The 16,018-nt window shown below is 72.2% G+C and carries 14 protein-coding genes; 5 read left to right on the top strand and 9 right to left on the bottom strand.

The window, feature by feature from the left end; genetic code table 11:
• Positions 1-21 precede the first annotated feature (21 nt).
• From F4556_RS16230 to F4556_RS16190, 9 genes are all read right to left on the bottom strand, one after another.
• Positions 22-483 carry a DUF2000 domain-containing protein gene (locus F4556_RS16230; protein WP_313068324.1) on the bottom strand — a complete coding sequence of 154 codons (462 nt, stop codon included), beginning with the start codon at positions 481-483 and terminating at the stop codon, positions 22-24.
• A gap of 40 nt (positions 484-523) precedes the next feature.
• Complete coding sequence (locus F4556_RS16225; protein WP_184916078.1) at positions 524-2,293, bottom strand: hypothetical protein; 1,770 nt, start codon at positions 2,291-2,293, stop codon at positions 524-526.
• Between the two features lie 70 nt (positions 2,294-2,363).
• A complete protein-coding gene (locus tag F4556_RS16220; protein WP_246511031.1) occupies positions 2,364-3,395 on the bottom strand; it encodes a pyridoxal-phosphate dependent enzyme in 1,032 nt (343 codons plus the stop codon).
• Positions 3,396-3,418: 23 nt separating this feature from the next.
• Positions 3,419-4,090: a class I SAM-dependent methyltransferase gene (locus tag F4556_RS16215; RefSeq protein ID WP_184916076.1), complete on the bottom strand. Its 672-nt coding sequence runs from the start codon at positions 4,088-4,090 to the stop codon at positions 3,419-3,421.
• A 196-nt stretch (positions 4,091-4,286) separates the two neighbouring features.
• The gene (locus F4556_RS16210; RefSeq protein ID WP_184916073.1) at positions 4,287-4,862 is read right to left on the bottom strand and encodes a TetR family transcriptional regulator; all 576 of its coding nucleotides are present in this window, start codon (positions 4,860-4,862) and stop codon (positions 4,287-4,289) included.
• Positions 4,863-5,045: 183 nt separating this feature from the next.
• Positions 5,046-6,194, bottom strand: a complete 1,149-nt coding sequence (locus F4556_RS16205; RefSeq protein ID WP_184916070.1) for an acyl-CoA dehydrogenase family protein — start codon at positions 6,192-6,194, stop codon at positions 5,046-5,048.
• A 193-nt stretch (positions 6,195-6,387) separates the two neighbouring features.
• On the bottom strand, positions 6,388-6,933 hold the full coding sequence (locus F4556_RS16200) for a type III secretion system chaperone family protein (RefSeq protein ID WP_184916067.1): 546 nt from the start codon (positions 6,931-6,933) through the stop codon (positions 6,388-6,390).
• Between the two features lie 119 nt (positions 6,934-7,052).
• Entirely contained in the window at positions 7,053-9,671 is a 2,619-nt protein-coding gene (clpB, locus tag F4556_RS16195) for an ATP-dependent chaperone ClpB (RefSeq protein WP_184916064.1), read from the bottom strand.
• A 79-nt stretch (positions 9,672-9,750) separates the two neighbouring features.
• Positions 9,751-10,653 carry a LysR family transcriptional regulator gene (locus F4556_RS16190; RefSeq protein ID WP_184916061.1) on the bottom strand — a complete coding sequence of 301 codons (903 nt, stop codon included), beginning with the start codon at positions 10,651-10,653 and terminating at the stop codon, positions 9,751-9,753.
• A 70-nt stretch (positions 10,654-10,723) separates the two neighbouring features.
• On the opposite strand from F4556_RS16190, the gene F4556_RS16185 reads away from it, so the two are divergent.
• From F4556_RS16185 to F4556_RS16165, 5 genes are all read left to right on the top strand, one after another.
• Positions 10,724-11,827: a TDT family transporter gene (locus tag F4556_RS16185; protein ID WP_184916059.1), complete on the top strand. Its 1,104-nt coding sequence runs from the start codon at positions 10,724-10,726 to the stop codon at positions 11,825-11,827.
• A 402-nt stretch (positions 11,828-12,229) separates the two neighbouring features.
• Complete coding sequence (locus F4556_RS16180; RefSeq protein ID WP_184916057.1) at positions 12,230-13,186, top strand: LuxR C-terminal-related transcriptional regulator; 957 nt, start codon at positions 12,230-12,232, stop codon at positions 13,184-13,186.
• A complete protein-coding gene (locus tag F4556_RS16175) occupies positions 13,183-14,142 on the top strand; it encodes a LuxR C-terminal-related transcriptional regulator (protein ID WP_184916054.1) in 960 nt (319 codons plus the stop codon). Before F4556_RS16180 ends, F4556_RS16175 begins: the two co-directional genes overlap by 4 nt.
• Positions 14,135-15,082 (top strand): LuxR C-terminal-related transcriptional regulator, encoded by a 948-nt coding sequence (locus tag F4556_RS16170; RefSeq protein WP_184916052.1) that lies wholly within the window; start codon positions 14,135-14,137, stop codon positions 15,080-15,082. The genes F4556_RS16175 and F4556_RS16170 overlap by 8 nt, the downstream gene beginning before the upstream one ends.
• Positions 15,069-16,010 carry a LuxR C-terminal-related transcriptional regulator gene (locus tag F4556_RS16165; protein WP_184916049.1) on the top strand — a complete coding sequence of 314 codons (942 nt, stop codon included), beginning with the start codon at positions 15,069-15,071 and terminating at the stop codon, positions 16,008-16,010. Before F4556_RS16170 ends, F4556_RS16165 begins: the two co-directional genes overlap by 14 nt.
• The last annotated feature ends 8 nt before the right edge of the window (positions 16,011-16,018 follow it).

The following is a 16,018-nucleotide window of genomic DNA, read 5'->3' as shown; positions in this document are numbered from 1 at the left end:
GTGATCCTCGGTCTCCCCGGGCTACTTCCACAGGGAGAACTTCTTGGTGAGGGGGTCGAGTTCGTCGCGTCGGCCGAAGGCCGCCACCGCGTAGTACTCGAGCTCCTCCTCGGTGCTGCCGGCCATCTTGACCAGCTGTTCGGCGAAGGTGTCCCCGGTCATCGCCGAGGTGAAGTCGTTCACCAGCAGCCCGGCCGCCAACGCCTCGCCGCGGAACCGGCGCAGCCCAGCGGCCCGGCCCTCCAGCACGATCAGCGACAGGCCCGAGACCGGCCCGTGCGAACCGCCGTCGGCGTCCCGGAAGTCGAGGAACGACATCTTCCCGGCCAGCTCCGGACCGTTCGCCGCGGCGGCGGCCGCCAGACCGAGCGTGCTGTGCGCGACGGCGTTCAGCGCCACCCCGGTGGGCAGCTTCGCCTTGAGGACCACCACGAACTTCCAGTCGGCGTCGACGGCGGACGGCTCGGTGAACAGGTCGGACACGGAAACTCCTTCGTGGGTACGTGACTTGGGACGGGTGCGGTCAGGGCGCGAGGTAGAACTCGGCCTCGGCCAGGACGGCGGGGTTGAGCCGGTAGCCGGGCCGGCCCTGGAGCAGGCCGTCCGGTTCGATCCCGATCTCGGTCGAGCGGGCGAACTGCTCCTGGCAGGCGATCCGGAACCGCCGGACCACCTGGGCGATCGCACTGCCGGACCGCCCGGTCCTGGCGGCCAGTTCGGCCGCCGGGACGTACGGGACCTCCCGCTCCTCGGCCCGGGCGGCCCGCAGGTCCCCGGCGAGTTCGCGGAAGATGGCCAGCAGGGCGGGCGGGGTGCTCTCGTAGATCATCACGCCGTTGATCCACAGGCTCTCGCCGTACACGGCGAGGTCGAGCTCCGTCCGCTGCTCCCGCCAACTCCGGTGGCCCTGACGGAAGATGCCGAGGGCCGGCAGAAAGTCGGGCACCCGGTACAGCGATCGGGCCCCGAGATAGCCGGCCAACACCGCCTGGAGCCCGGCCTGCGGCGGCACCTGGAGTGCGGCCACCACCGCCTGCAGCGGCCGGGACACCCGCTCGCGCAGCTCCCCGAGGTGCTGGGAGAGCCAGACGGCGGTGGAGGCCTTGCCGTAGAGGGCGAAGTGCAGCATGCCCCCGTCCAGCAGGGCGATGTCGGCCTCCTGGTCGAGCCCGGCCGCGCGGAGCCGTTCGTGGAGCTCCATCGCGGACCGGATCAGATCCGGTGACTTGAGCCGGAGCTGACTGGCCAGCAGCATCCCGCGCCAGCGGACGTGTGCGGTCAACAGCACGGCCGAGCGGGGGAGTTCGCCGGTCACCTGGTGGGCGAGCCGGCGGAAGATCTCGGGGTACGGAGAGGACAGGTAGCCCTGCCAGCCGAACGAGAAGAGGTCCACGGCCGCGTTGAGGTCCCGCTCGGAGTGGGACCTCGCGTACGACAGCAGGCTCTCGCTCACCCGGACGTACCGGCGCAGCAGCGCGCGGTCGTCCGGGGTGAGCCCCTGCGGGCCCATCGTGGCGGAGTCCACGAAGGAGCTGTAGGCGCCGCTGCGGACGTCGCCGAAGTGGAAGGCGAAGGCGGCGTCCTCCCGGACCGGGAGGTCCCCCGCCTCGGCGATCACGCCGTCCACGTACCGGCGCTGGGCGTCGGCGGTCCGGGCCGCGGCCTCGGTGTCGCCGGCGGTCAGCCGGGCGATGACGAGGTCCGCGTACAGCCAGGCCGCATCCGCGTAGTAGGAGAATGCGCGGTATTTCTCCAGACTGGTCGCGAAGGGATTCAGCGCGGCTTCCGGGCGGCCGGATTCGCACTCCTCGAGACCGCGCCGCCAGGTGATAAACGAGGTCTCCAGAAAGAGTCCGCCGCCGTCACCGAGGCCGAGTTCGCGGGCCAGCCCGGAGAATGCCTCCGGGAATACCGAATCGGCATATCCGGGCCAACCCTGACTGATGTGGTCGGCCACTTCCACGAGCTTTTCGAGGGATTTCTCCTCGGCGCCCTCGTAGAGCCGGCCGATCGCTTCCTTGATGCGGGGGAGAACACGCCCGGTGTAGAGAACGGAGGTGTCCGCGTAACGGTCGGCGATCCCGTGCAGGGCTGCCGCCGGAAGGCCCGCGCCGGTCCGGACCGAGCAGATCCCGGCCAGGCAGAGCAGCATGGCGAGATCGTGCTCGTCGGTCCGGTGCAGGATGCTCTCGGAGAGGTCCTCCAGCTCTGCCAGGGCAGGCCCGGCGGGCGTCGAATCGCCCGCCGTGGCGGCGGCCCGGAGATTGCGGCTGATCTCTGAGATCCCCTGCATGACGGCCCTTCGGTACGCGGATCCGCCGCTTTCGGACTTTTCGCGGATCTCGGACTGTTCTGAAACTATTTCACGCAACTCCTGAGAGGATAGCGCCCGGCAGATGTTCCGGGGTAGCCGGAGCGAGGTCGTCGGCCGGGAGTTCCACGCCGATCGAGCGGAGCCAGGTCTCGCTGTAGATCGTACTGGCGTACTTGTCTCCGCTGTCCGCGCAGAGACACACCGCGAGCTCGATCTCGGGATGCATTTCCAGATATCGCACACAGGCCGCCACCACCGATCCGGCCGAGGCCCCGATATGCAGTCCGGCCGATCGCTGCACGAGTCGGCAGTAGTGGGCCGATTCGCTGATGCTGGCGATCTCCAGCTGGTCCACCAGAGAACTGTCGAGGAAGGTGGAAGGCCGGCTGGCGCCGATTCCGGAGAGGTGCCGTTTGCCGGGGTTGCCGTGGAAGGCGATCGATCCCTCGATGTCCACCGCGATCATCCGGGTGGCGGGTGAGACCGAGCGGAAGAACTGACTGAGCCCCGAGAACGTCCCGCCGGTGGAGATCGCCGCGAACACCGCGTCGGGTGCGCGCGGCAGCTGCCGGAACATCTCCGGGCCGGTCATCCCGCGGTGGATCGCCGGATTCTCCGGGTTGTCGTACTGGTTGGTCCAGACGTACGAGCTGTCCTGCTCGCGCAGTTCGGCGATCCGGCTCAGCCGGGAGAGCAGATAGCCACCGGACTCGTCCCGCTCGGTCACGGTGATGATCTCCGCGCCCAGATCGTTGAGGCGTTCCAGGCACTCCGCCGCGATCAGCGGGTCGACCACCGCGGTGAAACTCACCCCGAGATAGCGGGCCAGCATCGCCAGGGCGATCCCCAGGTTTCCCGAGGTGGACTCCAGGAGCCTTCCGCCGGGCTGCAGTTCACCCGACTCGACCAGGGCCCGGACCAGCCCGAAGGCGGTCCTTGCCTTGATCGAGCCGGCGACGTTGTGCCCTTCGAGCTTGAGGTGGATGACACGGGGCCGACCGCCGATGGTCAGCGTGACGGGCAGTACCGGCGTCGGTCCGAGAAGCGCCTCGAAGTGTTCGAGCCGCTGTTTCATCGACATCACGCCTGATCCCTTCCGTCCGGTCAGACCGAGGGGGTCGCGTAGACGATCCAGTTGTCGTGGGTGTGCGGGTACGGGCGGAAGTCGCCGTGCGGCGGGTCGTCCCAGGAGACCCGCTCGAGCGCGATGATCTCCCAGCCGTCGAAGAGCGCCCGGATGTCCTCCTCGCTGTAGTACTTGAAGAGGGTGTCCTTGTAGGCGAAGGTGTTCGGCGCGATCTCCTCGCCCTCGCCGTAGGTCTGGTCCTCGGGGGTGAAGGCGTTGGTCACGAAAATGCCGCCCTCGACCAGCAGCCGGCGGGCCTCGGCGACCAGCGCGCTCGGGTCCTCGATCTGGCCGAACACGTCGAAGCAGGTGACCGCGTCCACCGAGGCGTCGATCAGCGGGAGTTCGGTGGCGTCGGCGCGGAGCAGGAACGAGCGCTGACGGATGATCCGCTTGGCGTTCTGCAGACCGGTCGGGGCGATGTCCACACCGAGCGCGGTGAAGCCGGCGTCGACCAGCGCGGCCAGGTTGCGGCCGTCGCCGCAGCCGAGGTCGACCACGGTGCGCACCTCGCGGGCGGTGAGCGCCTTGATGGCCTGCGGGATGACCGGGATCGGGTCCTCCTGCCAGAGCGGGGCGTCGTCGGTCTGCTGCTGGTAGGCCGCCTCCCAGCCGTACTGGAGCTCCTTGTAGGAGACATCGGTGGTCATTCTTACCTCCAAGATCGATGGTGCGCCGGGTGGTTCGCGGGTCGGGCTGCGTTCCCGCCCGCCCTCAGAGCCTGCGGGCGGCCCGCCAAGCGACGACCAGGCCACGGCCAAGCGGCGGCCAACCGGCAGCGCGGCCCGGGAACATGACGGGACCCCCGGCCTCCGGCGGCCAGGGGTCCCGTCGTGGTGGCGTCGCTCAGGTGCGCACCAGCGCCTCGGCCAGGACGGACCAGAACTGGTCGATCCGGCCCGGCAGTTCGGCCTCCGGTTCGGCGCGGCGGATCAGGTGGATGCCGACCACCATGGCGAGCAGCACCATGGCGACCGTCTCGGCCGGCAGGTCCGTGCCGGCCCCGCCCGGCCGGGCCCGTTCGACCGCGCCGGCCAGGTCCCGTTCGACCGTCTCGACCAGGCTCGGCTCCCCGGCGGCGGGCGGCCGGTCCACCAGCAGCCGGAAGGCGGCCCGGATCCGGACGTTCCCGTGGTACTGCCGGGACAGGCCGAGGACCAGCCCCCGCAGCACCTCGAAGGCGGGTGCCTCACCGTCCCCGGAGCCGTCCATCAGCAGCCACCAGAACTCCTGCGCCTGGCGCACGAGTTCGTCGGCCAGCTGCTCCTTGGTACCGAAGTGCCCGTAGAGGGCGCCCTTGGTCATGCCGGTTCTGGCGGCCACGGCCTGTACGGTCGCGTTGGTGTACCCCTGGAGGGCGAACTCCTCCGCCGCCGCATCCAGGATCAGTTCGCGAGTGCGTCGCGCGCGCTCCTGCTTCATGGCACCGCCCTTCCGCCTCTCGCCGACTTCGGCTCGAAGATACCTTCTCACAGGTATGTTTTGAAATCACGCAAAACCGGGCATTGGATGGCACTCGACCCGTCTGCCCGCGGCGATGGTGGGCCTGCTCTGACGAACAGTCAGACTACGCTGCCGCCAAGGCCGTTGGGTGCATGGGGCGGGTCAGTCGGCACTCCGGCCGAGGCCGGACAGCTCGACGGCGGAGTACGCCGCGGCGGCCGTCTCGAACCGCAGGGCGGCGTGCCCGGCGGCCGCCGTGACATCGCGCCAGTGGCGCTGCACCGGGTCCCCGTCGGCCTGCCCGGCCGCGCCGCCGGCCCGGAACAGCCGGTCCACGGCGGCCACCGCCAGCTCGGCGGCGAGCGCGCAGTCCCGCTGGTTCTCGGCGATCGCCAGCGGGGTCACCACGCCGTCGTCGGCCCGCGCGGCGGCGCCCTCGAGGAGCAGCCGGGCCGCCTGGATCTCGCCCGCCGCCCGGGCCAGCACCTGCTGCCCGGCGGCGGTCTGGGCGGTCAGCTGACCGTCCGCCCTGACCCGGCGGGCCGCCGTCTGCGCCCAGATCTGCCGGGCCCCCTGCGCGGCCCCCAGGATCGGTGCGGCGAACTGGAGTTGGGCCACCAGCGGGAACGGCACCCGGTGGCAGCGGGCCACGTCGGACCGCACCGTGCCGAGGTCGCTCTGAGTGAGCGTCAGCCGGTCAGGTACGAAGGCGTCCCGGACCACCACGGTGTTGGAGCCCGTCCCGCGCAGGCCCAGGGTCCGCCAGGTGTCCCGGATCTCGAACTGCGCCCGGGGCAGCGCGAAGATCCGGATCTCCGCCCCCGCCACCCGGCTCGCCAGCAGCACCCAGTGCGCGTGGTCGACACCGCTCGCGTACGTCCACTCGCCCGACAGCCGCCAGCCCTCGCCCACCCGGACCGCCGTGCCGGACGGCGGCACCACGGCGGCGGCGATCCGGACGTCGGGGGAGGCGCCCCAGAGCTCGCGCTGCCCGGCCTCCGGGAGGTAGGCGGCGAGCCGGCCGTGGGCCGCGTAGAGCGCGCCGCACCAGGCGGTGGCCGCGCAGCCCTCGGCCACGGTCGCGGTCCCGGCGACCAGCGCGCGGAAGGTGCCGGCGGTGCCGCCCCAGCGGCGGGGCACGAAGTGCCGGGCGAAGCCGGCCTCCGACAGCGCCCCGGCGAGTTCGGGGGTGAGCCGGCGGGCGTCCTCCACGGCCGGGCCGGAGCGGCGTGCCAGTGCGGCCACGCCCTCCGGGGTGACGGCCGGTGCGGTGTGGTGCGGTGCGGTGGGCAGAAGCGTGCTGACGGTCATGCGCGTGGTCCCCTCCTCGCGGGCCCTCCCCAGGCCCCGGCGGCCCCCGCCACACCGTGACCGGATGATCACGTGGCGGGGTGAGAGAGAAAATATACCGGCCGGAAGGTATCTGCAAGAGGTCCTGCGGCCGGACATGCGGAACGGCCCGCCCCCAGGTGGGGAGCGGGCCGTTCCGCAGCTGCGCGGGGGATCAGGCCTCGTCGCCGGGGGCGGCGTCGCCCTCGCCGTTCTCGCTCTCGATCTCCTTCTGGAGGCCGAGGCGCTCGACGATCCACTGCTCGAACCCGACCGCGGCCTGGGTCCAGTTGGCGGTGGTGGTGACGAAGTACTCCAGGTTCACGCCGGTGCCGACGATCATCTGGGACTCACCGATGAGACGGACCACGCCGTCCTCGTGGGTGTGCGTGTAGACCTTCGGCCAGAGGGTCTCGCGGTTCCACTCGTCGATCAGGTCAAGGATCTCGCCCTTGTCCTCGAGCGGGTAGGACCGGTCGTAGAAGGCACGGACCGCGAAGAGCTCCTTCTGCTCGCCACGGAACATGTAGTAGACGCGGAAGCCGTCCCACGGCGCGGTGAGGTCACCCTCGTCGTCCACGACGTGCTTGAGCTGCATCTGGTCCAGCAACTGGGTGACCAGCGCCTGGTCCGGCACCACGATCGGCGGCGGGCCGGAGGGGCCCGGCTGGCCGCCCTGCGGGGCGCCGAACGAGGGGATGGACGACGGGTCGATGCTCATCAGGGGGTCCTCTTCTCAGTGCACAAGGGTGGCTGGCAATGAGGGGCCGCCCTTCCAGGCACCATCCTGCCTCATTCGCGGCCCGGGACACAGGGGGCACCCGGGCCGCGAATACGAGGTCAGTGCCTGGCCGGCGGAGCGGTCGGCTGCTCGGCCCGGACGGTCAGCCGGTCGGCGTCCTCGTCCCGCTCCACCAGCACCGTGTCACCGTCGTGGACCTGCCCGGACAGGATCGCCCGGGCCAGCTGGTCGCCGATCGCGGACTGCACCAGCCGGCGCAGCGGCCGGGCCCCGTACGCCGGGTCGTACCCGGTCAGGGCGAGCCAGTCGCGGGCCGCCGGGGTGACGTCCAGGGTGAGCCGGCGGTCGCGCAGCCGGTCGCCCAGCAGGCCGACCTGGAGGTCGACGATCCGGCTCAGCTCGGCGGTGCCGAGCGGCTCGAAGACCACGATGTCGTCCAGCCGGTTCAGGAACTCGGGCTTGAAGGCGGACCGGACGGTGTCCAGCACCAGCTGCTTCTTCCGCTCCTCCGGGGTGGTCGGGTCGACCAGGTACTGCGAGCCCAGGTTGGAGGTGAGGATCAGGATCGCGTTCCTGAAGTCCACCGTCCGCCCCTGACCATCCGTCAGGCGGCCGTCGTCCAGCACCTGGAGCAGTACGTCGAAGACCTCGGGGTGGGCCTTCTCCACCTCGTCCAGCAGCACCACGCTGTACGGGCGACGGCGGACCGCCTCGGTGAGCTGGCCACCCTCCTCGTAGCCGATGTACCCGGGCGGGGCGCCGACCAGCCGGGAGACCGAGTGCTTCTCGCCGTACTCGCTCATGTCGATCCGGACCATGGCCCGCTCGTCGTCGAAGAGGAAGTCGGCCAGCGCCTTGGCGAGTTCGGTCTTGCCGACACCGGTCGGGCCGAGGAAGAGGAACGAGCCGGTCGGCCGGTCCGGGTCGGCGATGCCGGAGCGGGTCCGCCGGACGGCGTCCGAGACCGCGCCCACCGCCTCCCGCTGGCCGATCAGGCGGCGGCCCAACTCCTCCTCCATCCGGAGCAGTTTGGCGCTCTCACCCTCCAGCAGCCGGCCGGCCGGGATGCCCGTCCAGGAGGCGACCACGTCGGCCACGTCGTCCGGGCCGACCTCCTCCTTGACCATCGACTCGCCGGCGTCTTCGTCCTGGGCCCGCTCCTGGGCCTCGGCGAGCTCCCGCTCGGCGGCCGGGACCTCGGCGTACATCAGCTTGGACGCGCGCTCGAAGTCACCGTCCCGCTGGGCGCGTTCGAGCGCGCCGTGCAGGTCGTCGAGGCGCTCCTTGAGCTCGCCGACCCGGTTCAGCGACTTCTTCTCCTGCTCCCAGCGGGCGTTGAGCGAGCTCAACTGCTCCTGCTTGTCGGCCAGATCGCGGCGCAGCCGGGCCAGCCGGTCCACCGAGGCCGGGTCGGACTCCTTCTCCAGCGCCAGCTCCTCCATCCGCAACCGGTCGACGGCGCGCTGGAGTTCGTCGATCTCGACCGGGGAGGAGTCGATCTCCATCCGGAGCCTGGAGGCCGCCTCGTCCACCAGGTCGATCGCCTTGTCGGGCAGGAAACGGGCGGTGATGTAGCGGTTGGACAGGGTGGCGGCGGCGACCAGGGCGGCGTCCGAGATCTGCACCTTGTGGTGCGCCTCGTACCGGCCCTTGAGGCCGCGCAGGATGGCGATGGTGTCCTCGACGCTCGGCTCGCCGACCATGACCTGCTGGAAGCGGCGCTCCAGCGCCGGGTCCTTCTCGATCCGCTCGCGGTACTCGTCCAGCGTGGTGGCGCCGACCATCCGCAGCTCACCGCGGGCCAGCATCGGCTTGAGCATGTTGCCCGCGTCCATCGAGGAGTCGCCGCCGGCGCCCGCGCCGACCATGGTGTGCAGCTCGTCGATGAAGGTGACCACCTGGCCGTCGCTGGACTTGATGTCGTTCAGCACGGCCTTCAGCCGCTCCTCGAACTCGCCGCGGTACTTCGCCCCGGCGACCATCGCGGAGAGGTCCAGCGAGACCAGCCGCTTGCCGCGCAGCGAGACCGGCACGTCGCCCGCCACGATCCGCTGGGCCAGGCCCTCGACCACGGCGGTCTTGCCGACGCCGGGCTCGCCGATCAGGACCGGGTTGTTCTTCGTCCGGCGGGAGAGCACCTGGATCACCCGGCGGATCTCCTGGTCCCGCCCGATCACCGGGTCGAGCTTGCCGTCCCGGGCGGCCTGGGTGAGGTCGGTGCCGTACTTCTCCAGCGCCTTGTAGGTGCCCTCCGGGTCGGCCGAGGTGACCTTGGCGCTGCCCCGGACGTCCTTGAAGGCGGCCAGCAGCGTCTTGGGCGTGGCGCCGTACTGCTGGAGCAGGTCGGCCACCTGCCCGCCCTCGGCGGCCAGGCCGACCAGCAGGTGCTCGGTGGAGAGGTACTGGTCGTCCAGGTCCTCGGCGCGCTTGCCGGCCTCGGCGAGCACGGCCATGGTGTCCCGGGCCAGCTGCGGCGCGGAGACGGTGGAGCCCTGCGCGCTGGGCAGGGCGGTGAGCTGCCGCCGGGCGGCGGCGAGCACGGCGGGGACGTCCGCGCCGACCGCTTCGAGCAGCGGGCGGGCGATGCCCTCCGGCTGCTCCAGCAGGGCCAGCAGGATGTGCACCGGCTTGACGTCCGGGTTTCCTGCGGCGCTGGCCTGTCGGATCGCGGCGGACAGGGCGTCCTGGGTCTTGCTGGTGAACTTGCTGGCGTCCACTGCGGGCGGCCTCCTCTATGACAGGCGGACTGTTCGACAAGTTGAGTCTACCCCGCTCAACTTTGCGGAGTAAGGGTCTTCAGCGTTTCCGGGTCAGGCCGAGCAGTTCGCGGGCCGGTCCGGCCGGGCGGTGACCGGCCGGCCAGACCGCGCGCAGCGGCCGGGCCAGGTCCACCCCCTCCACCGGGACGGCCACCAGCCGACCGGTGGCCAGCTCCTCGATGACCGCCAGCTCGCTCAGGCAGACCGGCCCGGCGCCGGTCATCGCGGCCGCCTTCAACGCGGTCGAGGAGGCCAGCTCCAGCCGGGGTTTGGCGGCTCCGCCGTACGGGGCCAGGGCCTGCTCCAGGACCTCCCGGGTGCCCGAGCCCGGCTCGCGCAGCACCAGCGCGGTGGCGGCCAGCTCGGCGCCGGTCAGCGGCGTACGGCGGCGGGCCCAGGGGTGGCTGGGCGCGACCACCACCACCAGCCGGTCCGCCGCCACCACCGCGCCGCCCAGGCCGGGCGGGGTGGTCGGGCCCTCCACGAAGCCGAGGTCGGCGTCCCCGGCCAGCACGTGGGCGGCGACGTCCGCCGAGTTGGCGGTCCGCAGGGTCACCGAGGTGTCGGGGCTGACCTGATGGAGCGCCAGCAGCCAGCCCGGCATCAGGTACTCGGCCACGGTCAGGCTGGCCACCACGGTCAGCCGGGCGTCCCGGCGCTCGCGCAGCGCGTCGATCCCGGCGTCCAGCGCCTGCGCCGCCTCGACCACGTTGCGGGCCCACTCGACCACCACCCGGCCGGTCTCGGTCGGCCGCGAGCCGCGCGGCGAGCGCTCCAGCAGCGGGACCCCGATCTGCCGCTCCATGCCCTTGATCCGTGCGCTGGCGGCGGGCTGACTGACCCCCAGCTCGGCCGCCGCCCGGCCGACGCTGCCCAGCCTGGCCACCGCGAGCAGCAGTTCCAGGGCGCCGAGCTCGGGGACACGCGGGGAGAGGGGCATAGGGTCAGGCTATGTGCTCATAGGGCACGCTGCGCTACCGGATGATCGTTCCGGGCGGCACGGTGGAGTCATGGCCACCCTCACCGCACCCCGCACCGCCGCTTACGGCCTCGACCTCGGCCGGCTCGGCCCCAACTGGTACGCCGCCGTCATGGGCACCGCGATCGTCGCCAACGCGGCCGGCGCCCTCCCGGTCCACCTCCCCGGCCTGATCGGCTTCGGCGAGGCGGTCTGGGCGCTCTCCTTCCTCGCCCTGGCGGCCCTGGTGACCGGCCGCGCGGTGCACCTCACCAAGCACCGGGCCACCGCCCGCGAACAGCTGCTGGACGAGCCCGCCACCGCGGTCTTCTACGGCTGTCCCCCGATGGCCCTGATCGCGGTCGGCTTCGGCACCCTGACCCTCGGCTCCCGGCTGATCGGCACCGAGGCCGCGGTCGCGATCGACCTGGTGCTGTGGACCGTCGGCACCCTCTACGCCGTCCTGGTGGCGGCCGGCATCCCGTACCTGATGATCACCCGGCACCGGGTCTCCGCCCTCAAGGCCAACCCCACCTGGCTGCTCCCCGTGGTCGCCCCGATGGTCGCCGCCGCGCTCGGCCCCGCCCTGATCCCGCACCTGCCCGCCGCGCTCGGCTCCACCATGCTGTACGGCTGCTACGCCCTGTTCGGCGCCAGCCTGCTCGGCACCCTGCTGGTGCTGCCGGTGGTCTTCGCCGGTCTGGTGCACAGCAAGCTGCCCGCCCTGGTGCTGACCCCCTCGCTGTTCCTGGTGCTCGGCCCGCTCGGCCAGTCCACCACCGCCGTCAACCAGCTGGCCGACGCCGCCAAGTCGGTGGCCCCCGCGCTGGCCGGGCTCGCCCTCGGCTTCGCGATCCTGTACGGCGTCGCGATGACCGGCTTCGGGGTGCTCTGGCTCGGGGTGGCGCTCACCGCCAACCTGCGGGCGCTGCGGGCCGAGATGCCCTTCGCGATGACCTGGTGGGCCTTCACCTTCCCGGTCGGCACCATGGTCACCGGCACCGCAGGTCTCGCCCGGCACACCGGCTTCGACGGCTTCACCGGCCTGGCCGTGGCGCTCTACCTGCTGCTGGTCACCGCCTGGGCGGTCGCCCTGGTGCGTACCCTGGGCGGCCTGCTCGACGGCCGGCTGCTCGGCCGGCTGCAGGCGGCCTGACGGCCCGTCCGGCCGCACCGACTGCAGGTTCCTGCACTTGCGGGAACATGCAGTCGGGCGCCCCTTGTTCACCGGCCGCCCCGCTGTGAGGGTGGAACCACGCCAAGGTCGTCCGGGCAACCGCAGCCCGTGAACGGCGACTTGCTCCGCTACGGGGGTGCCCCGGTACGTACGCGTGCCGGTGCAACGAAGTGGAGCCCCGGCCGGATCGCCATGTGTGGTGATGGCCCCGGTCCGGAGTCGGCGAGGCGTTGCTGCTCCGCCTCGCTGGAAGCGCTTTGACCGGCGTGAGATCGACGGGTTCCCCGGGCCTCAGGGCTCCGGGGGACGCGTCGGATCATCCCTGGGGGATCATGGGCGGGACGGACCCATGGGTGAGCGACGGCAGGAGGTGCACCGCACATGGCCTCCACCGAGGAGCTCCCCGACGAGACCGCCCGCGAGCTCTACCTCTCGATCCTGTCCAACGGCGGCCGGCTCCCGTTCGCCGAGCTCCCCGAGGCCGACCGCGCCGCCCTCGACCAGCTGGTCGACTCCGGGCTGGTGCTGCCCAACGCCCTCGACAGCACCTACGTGGCCGTCAGCCCGCGCTCGGTCAGCGAGCGGCTCTGCACCGAACTGCGCTCGGCGGCGACCAGACTGCTGCTCCGCGCCGAGGAGTTGCCCGACGCGCTCAGCGGGCTCACCCGGGCGTACGAGTCCACCCCGCGGGTGGTCCTCGAACCCGCCCGGTCCACCTGCGTCGACGGCCGGGAGCAGATCCGGCAGCGGATCGCCGAACTGCTCTCCGAGTGCCGCACCGAACTGCTCGCCGCCCAGCCCGGCCCCCGGCACCCGGAGACCCTGGTGCTGGCCCGGCAACAGGACCTGGCCCTGCGCCGGCGCGGCATCCGGCTCCGCACCGTCTACCAGCCCGGTGCGCTGACCGAGCCCGCCACGGTCGACTACGCCGTCGCGATGTCCGAGCAGGGCTCGGAACTGCGGATCCTGGACGAGTGCTTCCAGCGGATGCTGATCATCGACCGCACGGTGGCCGTGGTGCCCGCCGCGGACGACCACGGCCGGGCCGCCTTCATCTCCGACCCCACCGCGGTCGCCTTCCTGGTCGCGGTCTACCAGCGGGACTGGGGCCGGGCCGAGACTGTCGACTGGTCCCGGCTGGGCACCGGGTCGCCGCTCCAGGCCGCCGCCTACCGGGTCGGCCGGATGCTCGCCGCCGGCCTGACCCAGCGGGCGGTCGCCACCCGGCTCGGGCTGAGCGAACGGACCGTGGCCGGCCACATCGCCCGGCTGCGCGAGCAGTACGGCGCGCAGACCCTGTTCCAGCTCGGCTGGCAGATGCGGGGGAGGGCGAAGTGACCGAGGTACGGCTGCCGGACGAGGCCGAACGCGAGCTCTACCTGGACGTCCTCGCCCAGGGCGGCCGGATCACCCTGGCGATGGCCGCCACGGCCGACCAGGACGCGCTGGCCCGGCTGCTGGCGAGCGGCCTGCTGATCGGCAGCGCCCAGGGCCTCGGCTACACCGCCGTCAACCCGCGCACCGTCGGCGCCCGGATCAGCGCCGAACTCCGCTCCGCCGGCACCAGACTGCTGGTCGAGGCCGAAGAACTGCCCATCCTGCTCGGCGAGTTGACGAAGGTGTACGAGAGCGCCCCACGCCGCTCGGTCCGCTCCAGCGTGGTCCGGCACGTGCACGACGCCGCCGACATCGTGCACCGGATGCGGGAGTTGGAGGCCGGCGCCCGGGAGGAGATCCTGCTCGCCCAGCCCGGCGGCCCGCTGCCGGCCGCCCAGCTCGACCGCGCGGTGGCCAGGGCCCACGAGTTCGCCGCTCGGGGCGGCACCGTCCGGGCGCTCTACGAACCGTCCGTCCGGACCGACCAGTCCACCGTCCGCTACGCCGCCGCGATCGGCGAACTCGGGATGCGGGTCCGGGTGTTGGGTGAGCCCTTCAAGCGGGCGATGATCTTCGACCGGACCGTCGCGGTGGTCCCGGCCGCCGCCGACCACAGCAGCGCCGCCTTCGTCGAGGACCCGGCCGTGGTCGCCTTCCTGATCGGCGGCTTCGAGCGCGACTGGGCCCGCGCCGAACGCGTCAAGTGGAGCGACGCCGACACCTGCGCCGACGAACGCCCGGTCGACGAACAGATCGGCCGCCTGCTCGCGACCGGCCTCACCCAGCGCACCATCGCCACCCGCCTCGGCCTCAGCGAACGCACCGTCGCCGGGCACATCTCCCGCCTCCGCGAACTCCACGACGCCGAAACCCTGTTCCAGCTCGGCTGGCTGCTCCGCGGCGGCCGCGATGCCTGACCTCCCGATGCCGGGTGAGGCCGAACACGCCCTCTACGCCGAGGTGTTGGCGCAGGGCGGGAAGGTGCTGTTTCGCGACGTGGCGCACCAAGACGCCGCCATCGTGCTCCGGCTGCTCGAACTCGGTCTGCTGATCCACCACACCGGCGACGCCACCCTCACCGCCGTCAACCCCCGCACCGTCGCCGAAGGTCTCGCCGCCGACCTCCGCTCGGCCGGCACCCGGATGCTGCTCCGGGCGGAGGAGATCCCGGCGCCGCTGGAGGAGTTGGCCCGCGCCTACGACGCGGCACCGCGCAAGGTCGAGCGGGTCGGCGGGGTGCTGCACATCCAGGACATGGAGGAGATCCGCTCCCGGATGCTGCAGCTCGAAGCCGACTGCCAGGACGAGTGCCTGGCCGCACAGCCCGGTGGCGCCCGCCCCGTCGAGCACCTGGAGGGCGGGGTGGAGCGGCTGCACCGCCTGCTGGCCCGGGGCGCCACGCTCCGGGTCCTCTACGAGGAGGCGGCCAGGAGCGACGAGCCCACCGCCCGCCACGCGGCGACGGTCACCGGATGGGGGGCCAGGGTGCGGATCCTGCACGAGCCGTTCACCCGGATGTTGATCTTCGACCGGGCGACGGCCGTCATCCCGGCGTCCGCCGATCGCACCAGGGCCGCCGTCGTGGAGGACCCGGCGGTGGTCTCGTTCCTGGTCAGCGGCTTCGAACGGGACTGGGAGCGGGCCGAGCGGGTCCGCTGGCAGGCGGTCGGCGACCAGGTGCACGAGCAGGTCGGCCGACTGCTCACCCAGGGCCTGACCCAGAAGATGATCGCCAGTCGGCTCGGCCTGAGCGAGCGCACGGTGGCCGGCCACATCGCCCGGCTGCGCGAACTCCACGACGCCGAGACCCTGTTCCAGCTTGGCTGGCAGATGCGGGGCGCCCGTGCTGGTGGGTGAGGCCGAGCGGGCGTTCTACGGTGAGGTGTTGGCGCAGGGCGGGAAGGTGCTGTTCCGCGACGTGGCCGAGCAGGACGCCGCCACCGTGCTCCGGCTGCTCGAACTCGGACTGCTGATCCACCACACGGGGGACGCCACGCTGACGGCCGTCAACCCGCGGACGGTGGCCGAGCAGCGCGCCACCGAACTCCGTAGGGCGGGCACCGGCGCACTCCGGCAGGCCGACGAAGTGCCGGATCTGCTGGGCGAGTTGGCCCGGGCGTACGACGCGGCGCCGCGCCGGATCGAGAGCACCAGCACGGTGCTGCACATCGAGGACATGGAGCAGATCCGGTCCAGGATCGTCCAGCTCGACGCCGACCGCCGGGACGAGCTGCTGGCCGCGCACCCTGGCGGGGCCCGGCCGATGGACCTGGTCCGGGTGGGGATGGACCGGACCCGCCGCTTCGTCGAGGGCGGCGGGGTGCTGCACGTGCTCTACCAGGGCGCCGCCCGGACGGACGGTCCGACGGCGGAGTACGCGGCGATGGTGAGCGAGTGGGGCGCGCGGGTGCGCGTCCTGGACGAGCCGTTCAGCCGCATCCTGATCTATGACCGGACGACGGCCGTCATCTCGGCCTCCGCCGATCACACCAGGGCTGCCATCGTGGAGGACCCGGCCGTGGTCTCGTTCCTGGTCAGCGGCTTCGAACGGGACTGGGAGCGGGCCGAGCGGGTCCGCTGGCAGGTGGTCGGCGACCGGATGCACGAGCAGGTCGGGCAGTTGCTCACCCAGGGCCTGACCCAGCGGAAGATCGCCAGTCGGCTCGGGCTGAGCGAGCGCACGGTGGCCGGGCACATCGCCCGACTGCGTGAGCGGTACGACGCGGAGACGCTGTTCCAGCTGGGCTGGCAGATGCGTGGGGCGGAGGGCGTGTCAGCGGGCTGACCGCCCCA

The organism is Kitasatospora gansuensis (assembly GCF_014203705.1).
GTDB lineage: Bacteria > Actinomycetota > Actinomycetes > Streptomycetales > Streptomycetaceae > Kitasatospora > Kitasatospora gansuensis.
The sequence above is the reverse complement of the archived record's forward strand: the minus strand, read 5'-3'. Positions and strand labels throughout refer to the sequence as shown.